This is a genomic window from Hydrogenoanaerobacterium saccharovorans (assembly GCF_003814745.1).
In the GTDB taxonomy this organism is placed as follows: Bacteria; Bacillota; Clostridia; order Oscillospirales; family Ruminococcaceae; genus Hydrogenoanaerobacterium; species Hydrogenoanaerobacterium saccharovorans.
Genome location: NZ_RKRD01000001.1, coordinates 1,736,183 through 1,760,669, shown reverse-complemented (window position 1 = coordinate 1,760,669; position 24,487 = coordinate 1,736,183). Strand labels below are relative to the sequence as shown.

Here is a 24,487-nt window from a genome sequence, read left to right as displayed (position 1 = left end):
TGGTAATTATTATCTGTTTGTGATATGATATTAGTAATAAAATGAAAAAAGATGGTGTTTTAACTATGAGGAATAATCCAAAGCCACCTGTTTATTCACAGGTAGCCTTTGATATTGCTACAAAAATAGCATCAGGTGAACTTGAAGAAAACTCTAAATTTACCGGCCGTTCATTAATGTCTACCGAATATGGTGTCTCACAAGAAACAATCCGTCGCGCATTTAAACAGCTTGCCGATATGGAAATAATCAGCGTACAGCAAAATATTGGTGCTACGGTGATTTCTAAAGAAAAAGCAGTTGGTTATATTGAAAAATTTCAAACAGGTAAAGACATTCGTTCTCTTAAAGCTGAGTTGAGGGCATTACTGGATGAGCGCGATAAGGTTAATACACGAATTGTACAATTGGTAGATAAAATTACCGATCTCGGCGACCGCTTCAAAAGCAGTGACCCGCTGCGCAACTACGAGTTCGAAATTTTGCCCGGTTCAAAAATTATCGGTAAAAGCATACGAGAGCTGGAGTTTTGGCAAAATACAGAAGCAACCATTGTTGCTATTAAAAGCGGAGGAAAAATCAATCTATCACCCGGTCCCAACGCCGTTTTTGAACCCTATGATATTCTAGTTGTGGCAGGCAAACTCGATTCTGTAGATAGAGTTAAAAATTTAATCAAATAATCGAAAGTCTGCATTATAAAATGCGGACTTTCTTTTTTGGATAGGATGTTAAAGGAAGGAGATAATAAAAAGAAAAAGGAGTGAATAAATTTGTCTATTAAGCAGCAGATTATCAAAGAGTTAGACAGCAGAATAAGGCGCTTGGACGAACACAGAACCACAGCGACCGAACCTACCGAAAACCAATATGATGAACTAAATCAGGCATTATCCCGCGTTATAGGCGCATCCTTGTACCACGAGCTGGAAGATATAAAGGGTTTTGTCGAAAAGCTTTCATGAAAAAACGGATAAGACTGTATTCACACCGAATGCAGTCTTTTTATGTATTATAAAAACATACCTATTATAGATGATTCGTCGATACTTTCATAATCCTTATAGGCTCCGCATTTTGAAATACCTTCGAAATGCAAAAAAGAAGCGCTGATGGTGTTTTTGTCCACTTCTCCTTTTACAATGCGGAGTTCTACAAGATCCATACCGTCTTTTTCTATTTCCGCTATTTTTTCTTGCAATAAATTTAAACTAACAGTAATCCTTTTCAAATAATATACATCCTTTAAATAAATTTGTTACGTAACAATCGTTAGCTTAATGGATATTCGAAAAAATTGCAATAGCGAGAAATGACGAGAAATAATTTACTTTGACGAATCTATAATAATTGTATAATTTCACAAAAAATAAGATAGAAACCAGAAGAATCTATGAAATTTTTTGAGAAAATAAGCGTAAAATACAGGCACGAACATATTATATTTAGATCAAATTCTTTTTGTACGGCAATATATTAAGTGCGGGATATCTTTGCCGTTATAGTGTTTGAGGTATTCTCCTTCCATTTTCATCCCAAGTTTTTCGGCAACTTTACGAGACGGTAAATTATCTGGCCGGATTTGAGCGATAACTTTATCTGCCTTTAACTTATCAAACGAATAGTTAACGCAAGCTTTTGCGCCTTCATAGGCGTAACCTTTACCCCAAAAAGCTTTATTAAAAATGTATGCGATTTCAATGTAGGCAGTCCCATCAATATTTGCTTTTAACGGACCCACCACACCTATAAATTTATCGGTACTTTTTTCTATTACAGCAAAGTAACTAAAACCTTCGTTTGAATAGCGCGTCAGGTTTTTGTTAATCCAATCGTGCACTTCATCGTCCGAAAATGCATGCTCCCAAGCATACATAACTTCTGCATCCTGTAAGATTAAGCATAAGCTGTTAAAATCATCCTTGCTAATATTACGAAAACCTAATCGTTCCGATTCTAAAATCCATTGCATATTTTAGCCTCCTTAACAAAATTTATAAAATTAATATAAAAAAGTAAATCCATGAGTGAGTTGATAGGGCTCTTCACATGGATTTATTATTTTAATAGTATATCAAAATAAAGCGAAACAACTATTTAAAGCAAATTTTCATCATATGCAGCACGTATACCGCCTACAAATTTGGGTCTGGTTCTTGCACAGATAATATTTGCTTCTCCGATTTTGTTAATACTTAGCCTAACCGGCACAGCAACATTTTTCAAGTGCATTCCAATTAATGTTCCGCCGATATCAATTCCGGCATGAGCTTTTATTTTTTCAACCGAAACTGGTTCTGCAAAATTTTCATAAGCAATTGTTGCAAAGCTCCCGCCCGCTTTAGGCTGAGGAATAACATTTATTTGTTCTAAACCATATAATTTTAGCGCTTGCTTTTCAATGATAAGTGTACGGTTTAAATGCTCACAGCATTGTGCTGCCAAAAAAATGCCTTTTTCATTTAAAACAGGATAAATACCTGCAAAAATTGCATTTGCAATATCAACGCTGGAAAATGAACCAATATTATGTCCGGCAACCTCGCTGGTAGAGCAGCCAACCACAAAAATATCATTTGCAGTAAGCTTTGCTGCTTGCAAAAGTTCAACAACAATATCGTTTGATTGCTGTTTAATGATATCAAACATATCGACATCTCCTTTTAAATGAATAAATCAAATAATAATCTTCTCCTATTATATAACATTTTCGATCATAAAAACAGCGTGAACATTGCAAAGTCAAAGAGATTTTCTACGCCGGAACTTTGTCCACAGTAACCGTGCGAAACCTACGGCAAATGGGAAAGCGCAGAAAGGCTGAAAAATGTGGTAAGTTCTTAATCGGCACATCTATTTCTGAACGTCCCAAAGATGTCAAAGGCAGAGAAACCTTTGGGAACTGGGAGCTTGGCAGAGTGGCTTCCAGCCGTGGAGAAAGCAAAGGTTGTTTTGCTGTCTTTTTGGATTTGTGGCAGTTCAGCGAAAAGATATGACCTTCCAGTACTAAAGATACTAAAGTAGTAAGTAATCCAAAAACGGCAACCAAGTCCATTCTGTTTAAATTATATGACATATAATACATATTGACAGCATTGATGCGTATTGATGCTTGCATATCTGTTGGTAAAGGATGCCCTTGAAGGAAAGAAATCAGTTTTTTAAAATTGACAGAGATAAAGCTGAAAAGAAATTTTTGTATCATTTATCATGGAAATAAGTTTTTGACAAAAAGCGCAAAAGACTATATAGCCTTATCTGAACAAAAGATACTGCAGTTTCCCTTGCCTTTTACACATTATAGTCACAAGTCTTGGACGTGTTTGACTTTCATGGTGGTTTTGGCGTTTGACACAAAACTTAGAAAAATCAAAATAAATTTTGGCTATTTTGCGAATTGTTCTTTGGATGAATATGATATATTCTAGCAATAGATAATTAAAAGTTTTAAGTAAGCGGAGGATGCGATGAAAAACAGTGGCGGACTTCTGGAGCTGAAGCGCATGAATCGAGCCCACATTAAAAAGATGATTTATCAAAAGGCACCAATTACGCGTGCCGAGGTGGCCGAAAGTTTGAATCTGGCGCTACCCACTGTTACCACCAGTGTAGTGGATATGCTTGCGGAGGGCATTTTGTGTGAGCAGGAGTTGCCTGGATGGGAGGCAAGCCCGCAGGGCGGGCGAAAACCATTGGCGCTGGATTTTGTCCCGCAGGCTGCCTATGCGGTGGGTATTGAGCTGGGCCCTTACGGCACGACGGGCGTTGTTTCTGATGTGAGGGGGAACATTATCGCGCGGTCCAAATCAGCGCCGGCCTCCGATTGCTATGAAACAATGCTGTCGCAGGTGGGGGAGCAAATTCGCAGCTTGCTGGATGGCACCCCGCGAGAAAAAGTGGTTGGTATCGGAGTTGGGTTGCCGGGGTTTATAGAAACGCAGCAGGGTGTGATACGATTTTCGTTTCGTGAAGATTGGAACAAGCACATACTGGCGCAGGATCTTGCCGATGCATTGAGACTTCCAGTTGTGATAGATAATAACGTGCGGATGCGCGTAGTTGCGGAGGAAATGTTTTCGCACTTGTGGCGCCCAGATGTGTTTGCGTATTATTTTATCTCGCGTGGTATTGCGTGCCCTGTTATGATGAAAAACGGTGTGTGGTCCGGATACACGTCGGGCGCGGGCGAAATAGGACATACTATTGTGCAACCCGGTGGGCCAAAATGTTCTCGGTGCGGGCACCATGGCTGCTTGGACGCAGTGGCCGGCGAAAACGCCATCTTAAAAAAATGTGAGAAAGCGTGCGCGGTGGGGCAGACCCCTATTTTGCAAAGCCTTGCCCAAAAGCGCCCGTTGGATTTAACACTTGCAATGGAAGCGCAGGAGCTTGGCGACGAGATTGTGTGCTCCATTTTTGCCGAGGCCATCAAGTATTTGGGTATCTCTTTGGCAAACACGGCAAACTTGTTGAGCCCTGGTCTTGTGCTGGTGGATGGTTATATCATGCGGTCGACACAAAACCAAGAAATGCTGCGTGATATTGTATCAAACTATCTATATGGGCTGAACAGCGATGAAGTGCGCATCGAATTTTTGCCCTTTGACCAATACCGGGGCGCTAGGGGTGCTGCGGGTCGCATCATTAAAAAGTTTTGGATACAATAGACTGAATAAAAATTACACCCTTCAAGAGGGTGCAATTTTTACCATGATACTTAAAAGTTTTAATAAACAAATGAATTGAAAAAGAAGTGAGTGACATTCCAGCACGATTCCATGAACATTTTGCCAGATATGAACCACTACGGCGAATATTTTGTCACAAACGAACAGTACATCCGCAAATACCGCTATGCAAACGCGTTTCATCCGTTCCACGGCTTTAGCATGATGAGTTGTGGGCATCATCTGGCGGAGGAGCACACCAGCGCCATTTACATTGTGGGCACGCACGAACCAGGCGTCGTGCGCGGTATGGGCCTGAAAATTCGCTCCACATTTGAGGAAGCGCTGGCTGACGCGAAAAAGAAGCTTGTGGGCGAAAGCCCAAACATCCTTGCGCTGCCACAAACCTTTACTACGGCGGCAGTGCATCTGTGCATGAAAAACCCGCTGGAAAACAGCCATGCGCGCGACAGCGCACCGGCTCATCCTTGCGGAGGTTGAGGAGGATTTTTATGTTAACCCTGAATGTACTAGATCAAAACGAGATAGCACCCGAATCTCTTGTGCGGCAATCGCTGGAGCAGCATGCCGCGCTATTGGAGCGCTGTAAGCAGGGGCAGGCACGTTACGAGGACAGCCTTGGCTGGCTGTGTGTGGACGAATGGGCAGGGGAAAAACAACTAGCAAAAGCAGAACAACTTGCAGCGTCCATTCGTAAAACGGCAGAGGTGTTTGTCATCATCGGCGTGGGTGGCTCTAACAACGCAGCGCGGGCTGTGATAGAAGCTATTCGACCTGCAAATGGTGTGGAGATTGTATATGCGGGAAATACGCTTTCGGCGTATGCGCTGAACGATATGCTCAAAACGTTGGATGGAAAGGAGGTTTACATTAACTGTATTGCTAAAAACTTTGAAACACTAGAACCAGGCACCTCGTTTCGCGTTTTGCGCCAGTACCTAGTGCGGCGTTATGGCAAGGAAAAAGCTGCTAAACGGATTTTATGCACCGGAACACAGGGCAGCTCGCTGGAAAGGCTGTGCGTGCGAGAGGGATATGCGTTTATCCAGTTTCCGGGCAACATCGGGGGGAGGTTCACTGCGTTAAGCTATGTGCATCTTGTGCCCATGGCGGTAGCGGGAATTGATATTGGCGCGTTAACCAAGGGTGCGTTGGAAATGGAGCGAACGCTAAAGGCGCAGCCCGCACAGGACAATCTTGCGCTGCGCTATGCGGTTTTGCGCAATTTATATTTTCAAAAAGGATACAAGGTGGAACTTCTCAGTGCCTTTGAGCCACGCCTTGCATGGTTTTTCAAGTGGTGGGAGCAACTGTTTGCCGAAAGCGAGGGCAAGGATGCACAGGGGTTGTTGCCTATCACGGGGGAATACACCGAACAGCTACATAGCTTGGGGCAATTTGTGCAAGACGGCACACATCTGATGTTCGAAACCTTTTTGGATGTGAAGGAGCGCGGCGAAAACGATAGCCTTATTTTGGGCGGCACAGATGTGGATGATGGATTCGACTATTTAGACGGAAAAGATTTTTGGGAGATCAATAAGGCAAGCTTTGACGCAACGCGCGAGGCACACAGCCAAGTTATGCCTTGCCTTACGCTGGAGGTGGGGGCGCTGGATGCCTATCATTATGGACAGTTGTTTTATTTCTTTGCCTTTGCGTGCTATTTGTCAGGTGAGATATTAGGGGTTAACCCCTTTGATCAGCCAGGCGTGGAAGCCTATAAAAACCGGTTGTTTGCTGCGCTGGGAAAATAACTTTGGACCCAAGCTCTGCGGCGTTTATCAATGATTGAAAACGAAAAAGGAGTTTAGCATGGAACAAAAAATTGTGACCAAAACAGCGCGTCCCTTTGGAATTAGAGATAAAGTAGGTTACGCATTCGGTGGCACTGCCAATGACTTTACTTTATTTTGTCGTAATGGCTGAGCAGAAATTCAACAAAAAAAGAGAGACGAAATGTCCCCCAAATTAATTGGTAAATCCTTTAAATATTGGTTTTGTAATGATATAATATATTATAGGAAATAAAATAACACCCTCACAGCGCACTATCTGCTGCAAACAGACGATGCGCTTTGCGCCTTAAAGATGGAACAACATCTTACAAGACTTATGAGAGCGTATTTATGCTGTGATTCTGTCACAGTTTTGAACAGATTTTAAGAGCTTTTTAGATGCTAGCCTTTCCGTCGGTAGGCATCTGGGGGCTCTTTTGTGTTATAATATTTTGCAAGCTCCGCCGTATTAAGATATCATCCAATTTTTAGTTGGGATTTGAACTATTGCGCACCATAGATTATGCTCATTAGGCGGGTGTGCTCTTGAAGTGCAAATAAGATAGAAAACCTATGGGGGTGAAATAAATGCACCAAAACTCAAGGACAAGAATCCCAATCCATTCACTGCCTTGCATCTCCGCTGAGAACAGCCCGAGCATAGGCATAATAAGACAAGAAACAAAAAATATTCCATGAACTACAAGCAACCACTTTAGCACCTTATCGGAATTATTTTGGGGTTGGATAGTTAAGCCTGCAAAAAAGGTTGACAGTGCCATAATTCCATAGCCCAACAAGTCATAACTAAAAAACAGACCAAATTTGCTATAATCAATAATTTGCATTGCTTGTTGGTTCAATCCGTCAAGTCTTACAGCAGTTACTTGTGCGAAATACACAATAAGAATAATTACCGCATACACTCCAGCAAAAATCATGGCAGAGTATCCTGCTGTTTTTCTGGCTACGTCACATTCATTGCAAAATGCACTTATCATAGGTACAAAACTAAAAGCTATAAACATGCAAATAAGGTAGCTGCCGAAATCAAATTTAGTGAGCATACACAGAGCAAATAACAGCACGGAAACTAAGTTTATTATGGAGCTGACCATTCCAATTTTTCTGTTCAAAAAATCACTTCCTGATCATTATATAAATAATCTTCATCTACTTAATCTTATTATATAGAACGAAAAAAGTCATGTATAAGTTCAAATCCTCATACATGACTTTAATTTGGTCTGAGTAGCGGGATTTGAACCCACGGCCTCTACCACCCCAAGGTAGCGCGCTACCAATCTGCGCTATACCCAGACATTTCTAAAAGTTTGTTTAAAACTCCTGCTCAAATATACTACCATATTCGCGACCAAATTGCAACCCCTGATTTTTAAAAGTTTTATCAAATAAAATCATTTTTTGAATTTAAAACAAGAAATCAAGAGATATCAAGAGAAAAACAAAGCATTTTAAAGTAATATTATCTTTGAATATAAAAAGATGCTGAATTTTTCTTTAAATCAAGAGAAAAATGCAGAAATTTATAGAAAAATCATTGACAATTTTAATATTTGTGATATATTTTAAGTCGTTGTTTTATACAACAGACATAGTTAAAACTTTGTTACAATTGTAAAATAAAAGCAAGGTTTTATGCATCTATGAAAAAACAAAACACACGTTGCGTATGTATCGCCTAAAACGAACCATATTGGTCACGATTAGAGTTAAGCCTTTTGCGGGAAGCGATATCAAAAGCACGTGTGGGTCCACAGTGGTTTGGCACAGACGAGCAAAACATCTGTGCAGCGGTTAAGGCTGTATTGCCTTAATGCTAATTTACGTGCGTGACTTAAAATCCGCAAAGGGGGATGCAAAGCATGGGAGATAACATTATTATTTGTCTGAAAGACATTGTTGTCGAGTATGACGGAGAGCGTGTATTAGAGGGGTTGAACCTGAATATACACGACAAAGAATTTGTCACCTTTCTTGGTCCGTCGGGTTGTGGAAAAACTACAACTCTTCGTATCATCGGCGGTTTCGTAGATCCGCTGAAGGGTGACGTTTATTTTGAAGGGAAGCGCATCAACGATCTTCCGCCCTACAAAAGGCCGGTGAACACGGTGTTTCAGCGCTACGCATTGTTCCCACATCTGAATGTATTTGAGAATGTGGCGTTCGGTCTGCGTTTGCAAAAAATGGAAGAAAAGATTATTAAAGAACGTGTGCAGGAGATGCTTGCACTCGTAAACCTCAAAGGTTACGAGAAAAGGGGAGTCAACCAACTTTCCGGTGGTCAGCAGCAGCGCGTTGCTATTGCACGTGCATTGGTTAATCATCCGAAAGTGCTGTTGCTCGATGAACCTTTGGGCGCACTCGACCTAAAATTAAGAAAAGATATGCAGATAGAGCTGAAACGTATTCAGCAAAGTTTGGGTATTACTTTTATTTATGTAACACACGATCAGGAGGAAGCCCTTACGATGTCTGATACTGTCGTAGTTATGAAAGACGGCGATATTCAGCAGATAGGTACTCCGGTCGATATCTATAACGAGCCTAACAATGCCTTCGTTGCCGATTTCATCGGCGAAAGCAATATTTTGGACGGCGTTATGTGCAAAGACTTCTTAGTGGAATTTGCAGGACGTGAATTTGTTTGTGTAGACAAAGGTTTCAAGCCCAAAGAACGCATCGACGTTGTGGTACGCCCCGAAGATATTAAAGTTGTTCCTCCGATTCAAGGGCATATTTCAGGTATTGTTGAATCCATTATCTTTAAAGGTGTACATTACGAAATGATTGTACGTGCCTGCGGGTATGATTGGATGATCCACTCCACAGTTGCGGAGAAACCCGGAGATACCATTGGGATGGTAATTAATCCGGAGGACATTCATATTATGAAGAAAATGGAGGAATCATAGATGAAATCCAAAGCTCCTTCCGTGCCGTACATTTTATGGATGGCGATATTTACGGTTATACCACTGGGCTTGGTGGTATATTTTGCACTCACTACGAAAGATGGTAAATTTACCATTGACAATATCTCACGGGTTGGCGAGTATTCGGGTGTGCTGGTGCATTCTGTTTGGCTGGCGGCCATTGCAACGGTACTTTGCCTCATCATTGCGTATCCTTTGTCCTATATCATTTCACGGCGCCCTGCCAACAAGCAGCGTACTATGCTTATGCTGTGCATTATCCCAATGTGGATGAATTTTTTGCTTCGCACCTATGCATGGATGACACTGCTTGAGAAGAACGGACTGATTAACAAATTTTTCGGTTTGTTCGGCATGGGTCCTTTTCATATGATCAATACTCAAGGGGCAGTGGTGCTCGGCATGGTATATAATTATCTGCCGTTTATGATTCTGCCGCTTTACAGTATCATGACTAAAATTGACGGACGCATTATAGAAGCAGCGCAAGATTTGGGCGCAAATACCTATGAAGTATTTTCCAGAGTTGTTCTGCCTCTTTCATTACCGGGTATCCGCTCGGGTATTACCATGGTTTTTGTGCCTGCAATCTCTACCTTTATCATTTCAAGAATGTTAGGCGGAGGCGGCAACATCATGATTGGTGACCTGATTGACCTTCAGTTCCTCGGTAATGCATATAATCCTAACCTCGGCGCGGCAATTTCGCTGGTGCTGATGGTCTTAATCCTCCTTAGTATGAGCATCACCAACCAGTTTGATGAGGAAATGGAGGATATGATGATATGAAAAAGCTTTCAAGAGTTTATTTTTGGTTCGTTATGGCTTTTTTATATATGCCAATCGGTGTTCTTATTTTCTTTTCCTTTAACCAATCAAAAAGCCGCAGCGTGTTTACGGGCTTTACCTTAGATTGGTACCGTAAGCTGTTTTCGAATAACGTTATACTCAATTCTTTGCGCACTACACTCATCATCGCCGTGATATCCACTATTTTTGCGGTTATCATCGGTACAGCGGCAGCAATCGGTATCAATTCGATGAACAAATGGATGCGCGGAATGATTATGAACGTAACTTATCTGCCCATCATTAACCCCGAGATTGTAACGGGTGTGTCACTGATGCTGCTGTTTGTATTTATGAAGAACAAAATCGGTATTCCTATCCAATTTGGATACCCAACGCTGATTTTGGCGCACATCACATTCAATATTCCGTACGTGATATTAAATGTACTGCCTAAACTTCGCCAGATGGATAGGTTTGTGTATGAAGCTGCACTGGATTTAGGATGCACACCATTTCAGGCGTTTTGGAAAGTGGTTCTGCCTGAGATATCGCCGGGTGTGGTTTCGGGCTTTTTAATGGCTTTTACCTATTCTTTGGATGACTTTATCATATCCTACTTTAACAGCGGTGCAACTTCGCAAACACTGCCAATTACCATTTACTCCATGACAAGGCGCAAAGTCAGCCCCGAAATTAATGCATTATCTACTATTATTTTTGCGGTTGTTATTGCTGTACTGGTCATATATAACATTATGGATGCCCGCAAGGAAAAGCATACCAAGAGAAAGGCAGGTGCCGAATCTCTATGAAAAAGCTTTTGATTGCAGCATTGGCAGTTATCATGTCGCTTCCGTTGGTTACTGTAAAAGCGTTTGCACAAGTAAAAGTTGAAGACCAAGCCTATTACCAAAAGTTTAAAGGGCAGAATGTGTCCATCAATGTTCACAATTGGGGAGAATACATCAGCAACGATGCACAAGAATCCATTGATGTAAATGCCGAGTTTGAGGCTCTTACCGGTATTAAGGTGAACTATACTACCTTTGCCTCCAATGAGGAATTGTATGCTCGGTTAAAAAGCGGAGGAGCAAGCTATGACATTGTCATTCCATCCGACTATATGATTGCAAAATTTATACGCGAAGATATGTTAGAGCAGCTCAATCTCAATAACATTCCCAACTCTAAATATACCAACCCTCAGTTTACAGGCATGGAATACGACCCTGAAGATAAATATTCCATTCCATACACTTGGGGCACCGTCGGTATCATTTACAATACAACGATGGTTGATACCGAGATTAACAGCTGGGATGCCCTGTGGGATGCCCGTTACCTCGGTGATATATTAATGTTTTCCAACCCACGTGACGCATTTGCTTTGGCACAAAAACGGTTGGGGTATTCGCTGAATACCCACGACCCGGACGAAATTCGAAAATCTGCAGAGGAACTGAAAGTGCAAAAGCCTTTGGTTCAGGCGTACGTGATGGATGAAATCTTTGATAAAATGCAAGGCGGAGAAGCTGCTTTGGCACCGTACTATGCAGGTGATGCACTTACGATGATGGCAGAAAACGAGGATTTAGCCTTTGTTGTTCCCAACGAAGGCACCAATAAATTTGTCGATTCTATCTGCATCCCCAAAGGCAGCAAAAACAAAGAAGCTGCCGAAATGTATATCAATTTTTTATGTGAGCCCGAAGTAGCGGCTGCAAACATCGAATATATCGGTTATTCCACCCCGAACACTGCAGCGTATGAATTGCTGGACGAAGAAACCAAAAACAGTCCAATATCTTATCCTCCTGAAGAGATCATGGCAAAGGCAGAGTTCTTCTACGATCTCCCCAAAGATGCCAGTGCAGAAATGGATGAACTATGGGTAGAAGTAATTTCTGCAGAAGTAGGGTATAGCAAATGGATGATTCCGATGCTGATGATAGGCTGTATTCTGTTTTCGGTGGGGATTAACGTTGTGCGCTCCATCAAAAAGAAACGCGATATTTACTAATTTCTTTACTGTATTGTTCTAAACCGCCTCCGAGGTTCGTTTTGGAGGCGGTATTTTTTATGCACAAACTACACTTAATAGGTGTAATTTGTGCATTTTTTTAGACAAAACATTCACAATCCTTGACAAAAACAACTCTATCTATTATTATAGGTTGTGCCGTAAAAATACAAAAATTGGTTGCCTTTGTTTACTGTAACTTCACAATAACAACACAATAATCAAATATAGTAAATGAATGGGCAGCAAAGTAAGCATTATGCTTACGTAATATGGATATGGAGGGATTCTTTGAAGCAAGTTATATATTATTATTTATGCTTAAAAGTTTTGATTAAGGCCTTTGCTGGCGGGTATCTTTTTATAACAGATTCTACCGGTTTACCGCCGATAGTATTCGGTGTTTGTGCTGTTTTGGTTTTAGCAGGGGGAACGGTTGCTTTTCGCAGTTTTAAAAACAAAACAAAACCCAATGAAATAGCGCTTTTCTTTATTGCTGAAATTGTTGCAACGGTATTCAATTTAATCTTTGTAAGCCAAGGCACTCTGATAGAATCCGGCATATGGGATATGTTTGTTACCGGCAGTTTATTCGACATTATTTTAGCAGCAACTATCATTTTCTTTACGGTTAAACGTAAATCTGCCTACATCAATATGGGTAAGCAAAGCTTTGCGCCTCAGTCGCATGAGGTAACCGGCAAAATACGCTGAGAATTTAACATAATGATAAAAGCGAGGATACAAACTTGTATCCTCGCTTTTTGTATATATGTTTATTTTGTTAACAAATCGGCAACGTACAAGCCGTTTGCTGCAGCTTGCGACAACGAACGGGTAAAGCCCGCACCGTCACCAATTGCGTAAATGTTTTTGCATCCCTTAATTTTAAAATTTTCAGATTCGGGGCGTGCAGAGTAGTATTTACATTCAATGCCATAAAGCAAAGTATCATAGTTTGCAGTGCCGGGGGCGATTTTGTCCAATGCTTCCAACGTTTCCATAATATTATCCAGCTGGCGCTTCGGCATACACAGGCTCAAATCGCCGGGAACTGCTGCTAGGGTGGGGCGCACGGTAGATTGTTTTAATCGTTTTTCATCGGTACGTCTGCCAAGCTTCAAGTCGCCTAAACGCTGAACAAGTACACTGCCACCGCTGATAAGATTGGCAAGGCTTGCTACGTGCCGGGCATATTCAATGGGGTTGTTAAACGGCTGAGTAAATCGCATGGTAGCAAGCAGCGCAAAGTTCGAATTTTCTGTTTTGCGGCACTCGTCACGGTAGCTGTGTCCGTTTACAGTCAGTACTCCGTCTGTGTTTTCGGTAACAACCTGCCCACGCTCGTTAAAGCAGAACATTCTGGTTGTATCACCGTAGCCTTTGCTGCGGTACCAAATTTTTGGTTCGTAGATTTTTTTCGAGAAATCCTCCCAAACCAAAGCGGGCAGTTCCACACGTACACCAACGTCGACCTGGTTGTTTTCAAGCGCAATTTTATTTTTTTGACACCATTTTACAAAGAAACGGCTGCCTACACGTCCTACGGCAAAAATAACATCATCTGCGGTTACGGTATGTTCGCCATTTTTATCTGCAACGGTAATTCTATTGGTGTTTTTGTCTACGTCCAGTACTTCGGTATTTGTTAATATGTCGCAGCGAGTGCTTAAATCTTCAATCAGCTTGCGCATCGTCTCAAAGTTCGAATCGGTACCAAGATGTTTAAGCTGTGCTTGGTTCATATGCAGGTCGTGCTGTGTGCAGAGCTTTTTTAGGTCATTGTTGGGCATAAAACGCTCTGTGGTAGCACCAAACTGTACCAAGATTTTATCTGCCTGTTCAATATAGTCTATAACGGTTCCGGCAGGTAAAAATTCTGTAAGCCAACCGCCGTATTCAGTAGAGATTACATATTTGCCGTCAGAAAATGCACCGGCACCTGCCATTCCTTCCATAATTGCGCAGGACTTGCACTTAATGCAGTGATCTACTTTTTTTGTAACAATCGGGCAAGACCTACCTGTAAGTGCATTGCCTTTTTCAAAAATGCAGACCGAAAGTGCGGGATTGGCAGTAACAAGACGGTATGCAGCCATAATGCCGCCGATTCCTCCGCCTACAATAGCAACGTCGTAGTGTTTTTTCATTGACATAGCAGTTTCTCCTTCAAAACAAGGGTGTATATTCGAGCGTCGTGCAATAATATGCTGATTTATGCACAAACCAACATATTATAAAGGGAATTACACCTCTTGTCAAGAGATGTGGTGAATTTAACGCTCTTTCATACGTTTTAACAGCTCGCTAGGTCTCACAAAATGTATGCTTTTCCCTGTTTTTGATGTATTATCTTCATTATAAAGGTTGTGATATACAGTAAGCATGTAGTTGGCTAAATCCTCTGCGCCGCTTCGTTTTACAGATGCAATAACCGAACGTTTGAGGATGTCCAGTTCTTCGGGGCTTTTGTTTTTTACTTCTCTGAGTTTTTCAGCCATGCTGACGGCATCATCAAATACAAAACCATTTACTCCCTCACGCACTTGGTCGGCATTCAGTGGGTCAAGCCGCTGCAGTACGGGCAAGCCGGTTGCCATACCCTCCAGCATAGAAATCGAGTTGGTATCCGAAAGAGATGCGGTAATGTAAACATCACAAGATGCAAGGTAGGGGGGCAGTTCATCGTGTTGTACCGCACCGGTAAATGTCACCATCTCCGCAATGCCCAGTTTTTTCGCCTGCTCTTCGAGCTCTTCTTTGCAAGGCCCGTCACCAATTATAATCAGATGAATCTTGTCCTCTTTTGTAATAGACTGTGCCCAATAATCCAAAATAACGTCTACGCTTTTTTCTCTGCCCAGTCTGCCTACAAAGCAGGCAATCATTTGGTCGTCATCTATGTTATATTGTTTGCGAAATGCCTCTTTTTTTTCTGCACTAATGTTGGCAGGGCTAAACGATTCCAGTTCTACAGAGTTTGGTATCACGTTAACATCTTTTTTTACACCAGCATTTTTAAAATATTCGGCACACTTCTTGGACGGACCTGTCAGCGCAGAGGCTGATTTTGCCAGCATTTTTGTGTAACGATGGCTGAACTTTGTCATAACACTAACCAACATGGGCGGTGCTACGTAATAAATATATTCATCGTACATTGTATGAAGTGTATAAACCAATGGCTTTTTGAGTATTTTTGCCGCCATTACTCCAGATAGACCAACGCCAAACTCGTTATGAATATGAATAATATCCGGATTAAAATCACGAATAAGGCGAAGCCTGCGCTCACTGATGGGAGCAGCGACTCCGAAGTTGTAAAAACGTCTCATACGTTTTGCAGGGCAGTGAAGCACCCCGTCTTTGATGTAATGTTTATGGGTATTATAGTCAGCGGTAACAACCAGAACTTGATGTCCCAGCTTTTCAAGACCCTCTTTTAAAATTTTAACATGAGTTACAACACCGTTAATATGCGGAAGGTAAGTTTCAGTAAACAGAGCAACTCTCATAATGTCCTCCAAGAATTTTATTTTTCGGTTATACCGCAATGTATCAACTGTTTCATTTAACAGTATATCACAAATTATTATGCTTTCAAATATTTAAACGAAATAGAACAGAAGAAATCTTCGTAAAATAAACTATTTGTCGAATTTATTTTATTCTGCGGCTATCTTCTTTACATTTGCTTGAATCTGCATTTATTGTAGGGTATAATATTTATTAGTTGTGCACATTATTTGGAGCGTATTATTCTAGAAAAGGACTGATGAAATGAGCAATAACTTTTCAGTTAGTTTTGAAAAAATTGCAAAGGAACTCTCCCTTGAAACCATCTATGCGCCTTGTGAGCTTTCGCAAATATCGGTTACCTGTGCAGATTTAAACCGTCCCGGTATTCAGCTTGCGGGCTTTTATGATTTTTTTGACCAAGACCGTATTCAAATTCTCGGTAAAGCTGAAATTGGTTATCTGGAACTGTTTAAGCAGGAAAAACTTGCAAAGCGTTTGGATAAATTCTTTTCACTCAAACCTCCTGCTGTTATTATTGCCCGCGAATTAGATGTACTTCCACAAATGATAGAATGTGCCGTCAAGTATGGTGTGCCTCTTTTGCGTACCGCAGATGCAACCACAAGTTTCTCGTCTGCACTTGCTGCAATGCTTAATATAGAGCTTGCGCCTCGCATTACACGTCATGGTGTGCTTGTGGAGGTATATGGTGAGGGTATTCTACTGCTAGGCGAAAGCGGCGTTGGTAAAAGCGAAACTGCCATTGAACTTGTTAAGCGCGGTCATCGGCTTATAGCAGATGATGCGGTAGAAATCCGCCGTGTTTCCAGCCGCTCACTGGTGGGCACATCGCCCGAGAATATCCGTCATTTTGTTGAATTGCGCGGTGTCGGAATTATCAATGCGCGCCGTATTTTTGGTATGGGCGCTGTAAAAGTAACCGAAAAAATCGATATGGTGATACAGCTTGAGCCGTGGGATACCAATAAAGTGTATGACCGAATGGGTATGGAAAACGAACATACAGAAATTCTCGGCAACAAAGTGCCGTCGCTTACCATTCCTGTAAAACCGGGGCGAAATCTTGCTGTTATTATTGAAGTAGCGGCAATGAACAACCGCCAAAAAAAGATGGGCTACAATGCCGCACAGGAGCTTCTGCATAAACTTGGTATGATTGAAGATGCAAAATCGGTCGAATCATCTGAATGGGATGCATTTTAAGTGAGTATTTGAAAGCATGCGATTTGTGAAAGGACATAGATTATGAAGTATTATGTTGGTATCGATCTCGGGGGCACCAATATTGCAGTTGGTGTGGTGGATGAAAACTGTCACATCATTGCGCGCAGCAAGCTGAAAACCAATGCCATCCGCCCTGCCAATCTTATTTGTGATGATATGGCTGAAGGTGTCAGACAAGCTGTTCATAACGCAAACCTCACATTGCAGGATATCGAGTGGGTAGGGGTGGGAACTCCCGGCACGGTCAACCACACTACCGGTGTCATCGGTTATGCAAACAATCTCGATTTTCACAATGTCCCCATCAAAGCGATGATGGAGGAGCGGCTGGGAATGAAAGTTTATGTTGAAAATGATGCCAACGCGGCAGCCTACGGAGAAACGGTTGCAGGTGCTGCAAAAGGCGTACAAAACGTGCTTGCCATCACATTGGGTACAGGCGTAGGCGGGGGTATCATCATCGACGGCAAAATTTACTCCGGTACGGGCGGTGCAGGTGGCGAGTTAGGGCATATGGGCATTGTAAAGGGTGGCCGCCATTGCACATGCGGAAGAAACGGCTGTATCGAGGCTTATGCTTCGGCTACAGGGCTTATAAACCTTACAAAAGAGGCTATGGAAGCCCATAAAGACAGCAAAATGTGGGATTATGCCAATAGTCTTGAACAAGTAAGCGGCAGAACAGCTTTCGACGCAATGCATGCGGGAGATGCCTACGGCAATGAGGTAGTAAACGAATATGTGGAATATTTGGCGTACGGTCTCGTAAACTATATTAATATCTTTGCGCCTGAACTGATTGTGATTGGCGGAGGTATCAGCAAAGAGGGCGAGCCGTTCCTTGCTAAAGTGCGTGAAAAAATATCCGAACAAATTTACGGTAGTTCCACGGTTACCAAACTTGCTTTAGCTCAGCTTGGCAACGATGCGGGCATTATCGGTGCGGCATTTTTAGGCAATTTGGCAGATAACTAACAATTTACGTATTGCTTAACTGCAGTATCTGAATTTGTTTTACATAGAATGGCTCGTTCTGTGAAAATCTGTACTATAAAAATTCCGAGGTGTATTATGGAAGCAAACGAGCAGCTTGTAAATTTTTGCAAAGAACATCAAATCATTTGCCTTACCAACCAATCGATGAAGGACTATACCTCATTCGAGATTGGGGGCAATGCAAAGGTAATGGTAAAGCCGTCTTCGATAGAGCAAATACAGCAAGTCATGCGTTTCTGCCAATCGGCAGATTTAAATCCGTTAATTATCGGCAACGGCTCCGATTTGCTGGTGTGCGATGAGGGTATTTTTCGCCCCATTGTACAAATCGGCAGCCTATTCAGCAATATTCGCATAGAAAACGGTAATCAGCTCGTCTGCGAAGCAGGCGTTTCGCTTGCAAAGGCTTGTACTTTTGCTTGGCAGCATTCTCTTACCGGTATGGAGTTTGCCTATGGTATCCCCGGCAATGTCGGCGGCGCTGTTTACATGAATGCCGGGGCATACGGCGGTGAGATGAAAGATATCGTTTCGTGCGTAAAGCATGTCACGTTATCGGGTGAGATAGAAACACTTTGCGGTGATGCCTGTGATTTTGGCTACCGCCACAGTGCCTACACAGATAATGGCTATTGTATTGCGGAGGTGCGCTTTCAACTTTCAGAAGGAGACTCTGATAAAATCAGAGCAAAGATGGACGAATTGATGAACCGCCGTAAAAGCAAACAGCCGTTGGAATATCCCAGCGCCGGAAGTACCTTTAAACGCCCGGTGGGAGATTACGCATCTGCACTGATTGACCGTTGCGGATTAAAAGGCAGATGTGTGGGCGGTGCAATGGTGAGCGAAAAACATGCGGGCTTTCTCATCAACTACAATCAAGCTACCTGTGCGGATGTATTGGCACTTGTTAAGATAGTGCAGGATGAAGTAAAAGAAAAAACAGGCTATGCTTTAGAATGTGAAATCAAACATATTACCGATTAAGCAAAACTTAAAGGAGAATAAAGCCCGAAAGATTACCCTCAGCCTATACGGCGTGCGGTAATTCAATCAGGGCGGGGGTTGGAGAGAAAATAATGGAATTTCTTATTGTAACAGGCATGAGCGGCGCAGGCAAATCGGGCGCCGCCAATGTTTTGGAGGATATGGGGTATTATTGCGTCGACAATATGCCGCCTGCGCTGATTGTTCGGTTTTCTGAGGTGTGCATGCAGTCGGGCGGAAAAATTAACAAAGTTGCCATAGTGGTAGATTCCCGCGGGGGTGACCTCTTCAGCGGCTTGTTTGAGAGCCTCGAAAAGTTAAAGCAGAACAACAATAATTACCGCATTTTATTTTTGGATTGTGATGATGACGTGCTTATCACACGATACAAAGAAACGCGCCGTAAACATCCGCTTTGTGAAAGCGGTGCGTCTTCCATAGAACAGGCTATCCATCTTGAGCGTGAGCTTCTACAGCCCGCGAAGATGAAAGCCAGCTATGTTATCGACACCACATTGCTCACTGCTGCACAGCTGCGCGATAAAATCTATGATATTTTTGAATATGGTGTCAATACGCGTTTGCTCATCAACTGTATGTCGTTTGGGTTTAAATATGGGCTCCCCAGTGAGGCGGATTTGGTGTTTGATGTACGATGCCTTCCAAACCCATTTTACATTGAAGAGCTGAAACAACAAACGGGTAAAGACAAACCGGTAGAAGATTACGTCTTAGAATTTGAGCAATCCCGTACTTTGCTTGCAAAACTGAATGATTTACTGGAATACCTTATTCCGCTGTACGTTGAGGAAGGTAAAAGCCAGCTGATGATTGCCATAGGCTGTACCGGAGGAAAGCACCGTTCGGTGGTATTTACCGAAAAGATTGGTTCATTTTTATCCGACAAAGGCTATCGTGTGGTAAAGAACCACCGCGATATATTAAAAGTTAAAAGATAAACGAAGGGGGAACCCCTCTATGTCCTTTGCACAGCAACTCAAACAAGAGATTTATGAAGCAAGACCAATGGAGCGCGAAGAGCAAATTGCGCAGGCCTATGGTCTTTTGCTTTTTTCAAAAAACTTTTCAAAGCAGGCACTATCTATACAAACTGAGCACGAACAGACAGCCCGCTTATTTTGTGATTATATTATTGACCTCATCGGTATTAAAACCAGCATACTGTATTCCGAATTCGAGAAAAAGAACGGCAGTGTGATCTATACTGCCGTTGTAGAGGCAGATGAGGACAGGATTAATATCCTGCATTTTTTTGGTCATTCGCCCGACGAGGTGAACCTGCGCATCAATATGCAGAATATCCGGTCAGAAAAAAGCCTGAAAGCTTTTATTTCTGGGGCTTATTTGGTATGCGGAAATATTACCGACCCACGAAAAAACTATCATCTCGAATTTGTAACACCGCATATGCACCTATGCAAAGACCTTATTACGCTTATTTCCAGTGTACTTGATACGCCGAAACTTACTCAGCGCCGTTCGGCTTATATTGCCTACATCAAAGAAAGCGAAGCAATAGAGGATATTATGACCTATATGGGTGCTACAAATTGTTCGTTACAGCTTATGAACGTTAAAATTTATAAAGATGTGCGGAACAAGGTCAACCGCGTGACAAACTGTGAAACTGCCAACATTGAAAAGACGGTGGCAGCTGCAGCAGCACAGTTAGAGGATATTAACTATATTTTTGATACAAGAGGAATTGATTTTCTGTCCGACGATTTGCGGGAGCTTGCAGAACTGCGTGCCGACAATCCTGAAATGAGCCTGCGTGAACTGGGAGAGGCGCTTTCAACACCGCTAACCCGCTCCGGTGTAAACCACCGCTTAAAACGTTTATCGAAAATTGCGGATGAACTAAGGCAGAAGAAATCGGAAAAAAGGAGATAACTATGGAAAACTTCGTGCACCTGCACGTACATACCGAATACAGCCTGCTTGATGGCGCCTGCCGTATCAATAGGCTTGTCGAACGTGTAAAAGAACTTGGTCAGCCTGCTTGTGCCATTACCGACCATGGCGTTATGTTTGGGGTGATTGATTTTTATAAAGAGTGCAAAAAGCAGGGTGTAAAACCGATTGTCGGCTGTGAGGTGTACGTTGCACCCCGTACCCGCTTTGACAAGGTGTATAAAATGGATACCGGTCCCTATCATCTTGTGCTGTTGTGCAAGAACGAAACAGGCTACAAAAATTTGATTAAAATGGTTTCTCAGGGCTTTACCGAAGGCTTTTACTCAAAACCGCGTGTGGATTTAGAATTGCTCAAGGCACATTCTGAGGGATTAATTGCGCTTTCTGCTTGTTTAGCAGGTGAAATACCCCGCAAACTGTTGCAGAGCGATTATGCCGGTGCGAAAGAAACCGCTTTGGAATATCAGCGTATCTTCGGAGAGGACAACTATTATATCGAAATACAAGACCATGGTATCCGAGAACAAAAAGTGATTTTGCCCAGCCTCGTAAAAATTTCCGAGGAAACAGGCATCGGGCTTGTTGCTACCAATGATGCGCACTACATCCGTAAGCAAGATAATAAAATGCAGAATGTGCTCGTTTGCATTCAAACCAACCGAACGGTCGATGATCCGTCCGATATGGAGTTTGCCACAGATGAGTTTTACATAAAAAGCAGAAGCGAAATGCTTGAGACGTTTCCGCAACTAGAGCAAGCGTTGGATAATACCGTAAAGATTTCTGAAATGTGCAACCTTGAGTTTGAGTTCGGCGTTACCAAGCTGCCTTTTTATACCGCCCCAAATGGGCAGGATAACTACGAATATTTTAAAAAGTTATGTTATCAAGGGCTTTATAAGCATTACGGCGATAGCCCCGAAAAGGTAATACAGCAAAGGCTTGATTATGAACTCAATGTGATTCAAAAAATGGGGTATGTGGATTACTTTTTAATCGTATTCGATTTTGTAAATTACGCCCGCAGTCATGATATCCCCGTCGGCCCGGGCAGAGGTTCGGGGGCGGGGAGTATCGCCGCATATTGCATCGGCATTACGGGCATTGACCCTATCCGTTATAATCTCTTGTTCGAGCGTTTCCTAAATCCCGAGCGCGTCAGCATGCCTGACTTTGACATTGACTTCTGCTATGAAAAACGCCAAATGGTAATCGATTATGTTGTATCAAAATACGGCTCTGACCATGTTGCTCAAATCATCACCTTTGGTACGATGGCAGCAAGGGGTGCACTGCGCGATGTGGGACGAGCACTCGCTATTCCATATCAAACAGTGGATGCAGTTGCAAAATCGGTACCCATGGAACTGCACATGACGCTTGATAAAGCACTTACCGTTTCTGCAGAGTTCAAAGGGTATTATGAATCGGATGAAAAACTCAAAGAATTAATCGATACGGCACGCAGCCTGGAAGGAATGCCACGCCATTCATCTACGCACGCAGCGGGTGTAGTAATTACACGCGATTCGGTAGATACTTATGTACCACTTGCGAAAAACGACGAATCGATTGTAACGCAGTTTACAATGACAACTCTCGAAGAACTTGGTCTGCTCAAAATGGATTTTTTGGGTTTGCGCACACTGACGGTTATCAGCTACGCACAAAAAATGATTCGCGAGAATTACTCTGACTTCGATATTGATAAAATTCCTCAAGATGATAAACAGGTATTCGAAATGCTCACCCGCGGAGAAACCGAGGGCGTGTTTCAGTTTGAGTCCGCGGGCATGTGCCGCACTTTGAGCGGTCTTGGTCCAGAGTCCATCGAGGATATGATCGCGGTCATATCGCTTTACCGCCCGGGCCCGATGGAATCTATCCCGCGTTACATTAAAAACCGTCATAATCCCGAACTTGTCACTTACAAGCATCCGCTGCTAAAACCGATTTTAGATGTTACTTACGGCTGTATCGTGTACCAAGAGCAGGTTATGCAAATTTGCCGCCAGCTTGCGGGTTACTCGTACGGGCGGGCTGACCTTGTTCGCCGCGCCATGAGTAAAAAGAAAGCAGATGTGATGGAAAAAGAACGCCGTAACTTCATCTACGGCATCCAACGGGAAGACGGCACATGGGAGTGCGAGGGTGCCATCCGCCATGGCGTACCCGAACAGGTAGCAAATCAAATCTTCGATGAAATGAATTCGTTTGCCGCTTATGCATTCAATAAATCCCACGCGGCGGCATATGCCACAGTCGCCTATCAAACAGCGTATCTGAAATGCCATTACCCAAAAGAGTTTATGGCAGCGCTGATGACCAGTGTATTGGATAATACCGATAAGGTAATTGAGTACATCGATGAGTGTTCACGTCTGCACATCAAGGTGCTTCCGCCCGATGTAAATTTCAGTAACGAAGGGTTCACTGTTGTGGGCGAAGATATTCGCTTCGGGTTGCTTGCGGTAAAAAACTTGGGTAAGGGTTTCATCGGAGATTTGATTGCAGAGCGGGCGAACGGATATTTCAAAGGATTCACCGATTTTTGCCAACGCCTGCATGGTAAAGACCTCAACAAACGGTCGATGGAAAGCCTAATTAAATGCGGTGCATTGGATAGTTTCAGTGCCAACCGCCGTCAAATGCTTTTGGGATACGAAGCAGTTCTTGCAAATCTTGACGAAATTAAAAATAAAAATGTTGCAGGGCAGGTAAGCTTTTTTGATACTGTACAAACTGAAGTAAAAAAAGAAGAATACCAATTGCCAAATGTGGATGACTTTTCTTTAATGGAACGTTTAGAAATGGAAAAAGATACAACAGGGCTGTTTTTATCGGGGCACCCTGTCGGGGAGTATCAAAATGTTATCCTTAAAATAGGGGCGCATAAAATTTTAGAGGTAACCAGTGAGCATTACGATAATGTTCCAGTGGATATAGTCGCTATCATTATCGGTAAATCAGTAAAAACTACCCGTAAAAACGATACTATGGCATTTCTTACTATTGAGGATACCACAGGTTCGATGGAGGTTGTCGTGTTCCCGAAGGTGCTTGTTGATTACAACAAGTTGCTGCAAAAAGGTACCATTGCGGTGTTTTCGGGCAGAATAAGCATAAGGGAAGACGAACCCGCCAAACTTATCTGTGACAAGGTGTGCAGCGTAGAGGACAAGCTTTCAGCCAAAGACAGTGTAAAATATCAAAACAGCCAACAGCAAAAGCAAACAGCTAACAGCGGTATTGTATATGGCAATGGCAGACGTCGTCAGCTTTTTGTAAAAACGCCGTCTGCTGTGTCTGAAGAATTTGAGAGAGCAAAAAATCTGCTTGAAATCTTTGAAGGTAACACACCGGTTTATGTTATGTTTGCCGATACAGGCAAATTAACCATTGCGCCCAAAAACCTCTGGGTGGATGTAAACAACGTGCTAATCAGAGAATTAATTGCCGTGTTGGGTGAAGAGAACGTAAAAATTGTAGAAAAGTGAATAAACATGAGACATTTCTCACTTGTCATTTAACTTAAAATACTTTATAATTCTTTAGGTTGCAATATTT

At 42.5% G+C, this 24,487-nt stretch carries 23 protein-coding genes and 1 tRNA gene; 17 read left to right on the top strand and 7 right to left on the bottom strand.

Annotated elements, in window-relative coordinates; genetic code table 11:
- Positions 1 to 65: 65 nt before the first annotated feature.
- Together EDD70_RS08270 and EDD70_RS08265 are read left to right on the top strand one after the other, a co-directional pair.
- The gene (locus EDD70_RS08270; RefSeq protein WP_162840763.1) at positions 66 to 683 is read left to right on the top strand and encodes a GntR family transcriptional regulator; all 618 of its coding nucleotides are present in this window, start codon (positions 66 to 68) and stop codon (positions 681 to 683) included.
- Positions 684 to 773: 90 nt separating this feature from the next.
- Positions 774 to 965, top strand: coding sequence for a hypothetical protein (locus EDD70_RS08265; RefSeq protein WP_092751158.1), 192 nt, complete (start codon positions 774 to 776; stop codon positions 963 to 965).
- 47 nt (positions 966 to 1,012) lie between these two features.
- Here the strand turns inward: EDD70_RS08265 and EDD70_RS08260 are convergent, their stop codons facing one another.
- From EDD70_RS08260 to EDD70_RS08250, 3 genes are all read right to left on the bottom strand, one after another.
- Entirely contained in the window at positions 1,013 to 1,231 is a 219-nt protein-coding gene (locus EDD70_RS08260) for a hypothetical protein (RefSeq protein WP_092751160.1), read from the bottom strand.
- A 219-nt stretch (positions 1,232 to 1,450) separates the two neighbouring features.
- A complete protein-coding gene (locus EDD70_RS08255; RefSeq protein ID WP_092751162.1) occupies positions 1,451 to 1,972 on the bottom strand; it encodes a GNAT family N-acetyltransferase in 522 nt (173 codons plus the stop codon).
- A 125-nt stretch (positions 1,973 to 2,097) separates the two neighbouring features.
- Positions 2,098 to 2,649 (bottom strand): TIGR01440 family protein, encoded by a 552-nt coding sequence (locus EDD70_RS08250; protein ID WP_092751164.1) that lies wholly within the window; start codon positions 2,647 to 2,649, stop codon positions 2,098 to 2,100.
- Positions 2,650 to 2,801: 152 nt separating this feature from the next.
- Here EDD70_RS08250 and EDD70_RS08245 point away from each other — a divergent pair, with 152 nt between their 5' ends.
- The 4 genes from EDD70_RS08245 (at position 2,802) to EDD70_RS08230 (ending at position 6,445) form a co-directional block, all read left to right on the top strand.
- Positions 2,802 to 2,996 (top strand): hypothetical protein, encoded by a 195-nt coding sequence (locus tag EDD70_RS08245; RefSeq protein WP_092751166.1) that lies wholly within the window; start codon positions 2,802 to 2,804, stop codon positions 2,994 to 2,996.
- Positions 2,997 to 3,467: 471 nt separating this feature from the next.
- Positions 3,468 to 4,667, top strand: coding sequence for an ROK family protein (locus EDD70_RS08240; RefSeq protein ID WP_092751168.1), 1,200 nt, complete (start codon positions 3,468 to 3,470; stop codon positions 4,665 to 4,667).
- 111 nt (positions 4,668 to 4,778) lie between these two features.
- Positions 4,779 to 5,168, top strand: coding sequence for a hypothetical protein (locus EDD70_RS08235; RefSeq protein WP_423230112.1), 390 nt, complete (start codon positions 4,779 to 4,781; stop codon positions 5,166 to 5,168).
- 11 nt (positions 5,169 to 5,179) lie between these two features.
- Positions 5,180 to 6,445 carry a glucose-6-phosphate isomerase gene (locus tag EDD70_RS08230; RefSeq protein WP_092751170.1) on the top strand — a complete coding sequence of 422 codons (1,266 nt, stop codon included), beginning with the start codon at positions 5,180 to 5,182 and terminating at the stop codon, positions 6,443 to 6,445.
- Positions 6,446 to 6,996: 551 nt separating this feature from the next.
- On the opposite strand, the gene EDD70_RS08225 is transcribed toward EDD70_RS08230, so the two are convergent.
- Both EDD70_RS08225 and EDD70_RS08220 read right to left on the bottom strand, forming a co-directional pair.
- Positions 6,997 to 7,602 carry a hypothetical protein gene (locus EDD70_RS08225; protein ID WP_162840764.1) on the bottom strand — a complete coding sequence of 202 codons (606 nt, stop codon included), beginning with the start codon at positions 7,600 to 7,602 and terminating at the stop codon, positions 6,997 to 6,999.
- A 107-nt stretch (positions 7,603 to 7,709) separates the two neighbouring features.
- A tRNA-Pro gene (locus tag EDD70_RS08220) sits at positions 7,710 to 7,786 on the bottom strand.
- A 566-nt stretch (positions 7,787 to 8,352) separates the two neighbouring features.
- On the opposite strand from EDD70_RS08220, the gene potA reads away from it, so the two are divergent.
- The 5 genes from potA (at position 8,353) to EDD70_RS08195 (ending at position 12,949) form a co-directional block, all read left to right on the top strand.
- A complete protein-coding gene (gene potA / locus EDD70_RS08215) occupies positions 8,353 to 9,402 on the top strand; it encodes a spermidine/putrescine ABC transporter ATP-binding protein (RefSeq protein ID WP_092751172.1) in 1,050 nt (349 codons plus the stop codon).
- A complete protein-coding gene (locus EDD70_RS08210; protein WP_092751174.1) occupies positions 9,403 to 10,212 on the top strand; it encodes an ABC transporter permease in 810 nt (269 codons plus the stop codon). It begins immediately after the preceding gene.
- Entirely contained in the window at positions 10,209 to 11,027 is an 819-nt protein-coding gene (locus EDD70_RS08205; protein WP_092751176.1) for an ABC transporter permease, read from the top strand. The genes EDD70_RS08210 and EDD70_RS08205 overlap by 4 nt, the downstream gene beginning before the upstream one ends.
- A complete protein-coding gene (locus tag EDD70_RS08200) occupies positions 11,024 to 12,235 on the top strand; it encodes an ABC transporter substrate-binding protein (protein WP_092751178.1) in 1,212 nt (403 codons plus the stop codon). The genes EDD70_RS08205 and EDD70_RS08200 overlap by 4 nt, the downstream gene beginning before the upstream one ends.
- A 291-nt stretch (positions 12,236 to 12,526) precedes the next feature.
- The gene (locus tag EDD70_RS08195; RefSeq protein WP_092751180.1) at positions 12,527 to 12,949 is read left to right on the top strand and encodes a hypothetical protein; all 423 of its coding nucleotides are present in this window, start codon (positions 12,527 to 12,529) and stop codon (positions 12,947 to 12,949) included.
- Positions 12,950 to 13,011: 62 nt separating this feature from the next.
- Here EDD70_RS08195 and EDD70_RS08190 read toward each other — a convergent pair whose 3' ends face one another.
- Both EDD70_RS08190 and EDD70_RS08185 read right to left on the bottom strand, forming a co-directional pair.
- Positions 13,012 to 14,391, bottom strand: a complete 1,380-nt coding sequence (locus EDD70_RS08190) for an NAD(P)/FAD-dependent oxidoreductase (protein ID WP_423230113.1) — start codon at positions 14,389 to 14,391, stop codon at positions 13,012 to 13,014.
- 120 nt (positions 14,392 to 14,511) lie between these two features.
- Positions 14,512 to 15,750, bottom strand: a complete 1,239-nt coding sequence (locus EDD70_RS08185; RefSeq protein WP_092751182.1) for a glycosyltransferase — start codon at positions 15,748 to 15,750, stop codon at positions 14,512 to 14,514.
- 265 nt (positions 15,751 to 16,015) lie between these two features.
- Between EDD70_RS08185 and hprK the strand changes: the two genes are divergently transcribed.
- The 6 genes from hprK (at position 16,016) to EDD70_RS08155 (ending at position 24,417) form a co-directional block, all read left to right on the top strand.
- A complete protein-coding gene (hprK, locus tag EDD70_RS08180) occupies positions 16,016 to 16,978 on the top strand; it encodes an HPr(Ser) kinase/phosphatase (RefSeq protein WP_092751184.1) in 963 nt (320 codons plus the stop codon).
- A 42-nt stretch (positions 16,979 to 17,020) separates the two neighbouring features.
- On the top strand, positions 17,021 to 17,974 hold the full coding sequence (locus EDD70_RS08175) for an ROK family protein (RefSeq protein WP_092751187.1): 954 nt from the start codon (positions 17,021 to 17,023) through the stop codon (positions 17,972 to 17,974).
- Between the two features lie 96 nt (positions 17,975 to 18,070).
- Entirely contained in the window at positions 18,071 to 18,982 is a 912-nt protein-coding gene (gene murB / locus EDD70_RS08170) for a UDP-N-acetylmuramate dehydrogenase (RefSeq protein WP_092751189.1), read from the top strand.
- Between the two features lie 92 nt (positions 18,983 to 19,074).
- Positions 19,075 to 19,941: an RNase adapter RapZ gene (gene rapZ / locus EDD70_RS08165; RefSeq protein WP_092751191.1), complete on the top strand. Its 867-nt coding sequence runs from the start codon at positions 19,075 to 19,077 to the stop codon at positions 19,939 to 19,941.
- Between the two features lie 19 nt (positions 19,942 to 19,960).
- Positions 19,961 to 20,896, top strand: coding sequence for a DNA-binding protein WhiA (gene whiA / locus EDD70_RS08160; RefSeq protein WP_092751193.1), 936 nt, complete (start codon positions 19,961 to 19,963; stop codon positions 20,894 to 20,896).
- 2 nt (positions 20,897 to 20,898) lie between these two features.
- Complete coding sequence (locus EDD70_RS08155) at positions 20,899 to 24,417, top strand: DNA polymerase III subunit alpha (RefSeq protein WP_092751195.1); 3,519 nt, start codon at positions 20,899 to 20,901, stop codon at positions 24,415 to 24,417.
- Positions 24,418 to 24,487: the final 70 nt, after the last annotated feature.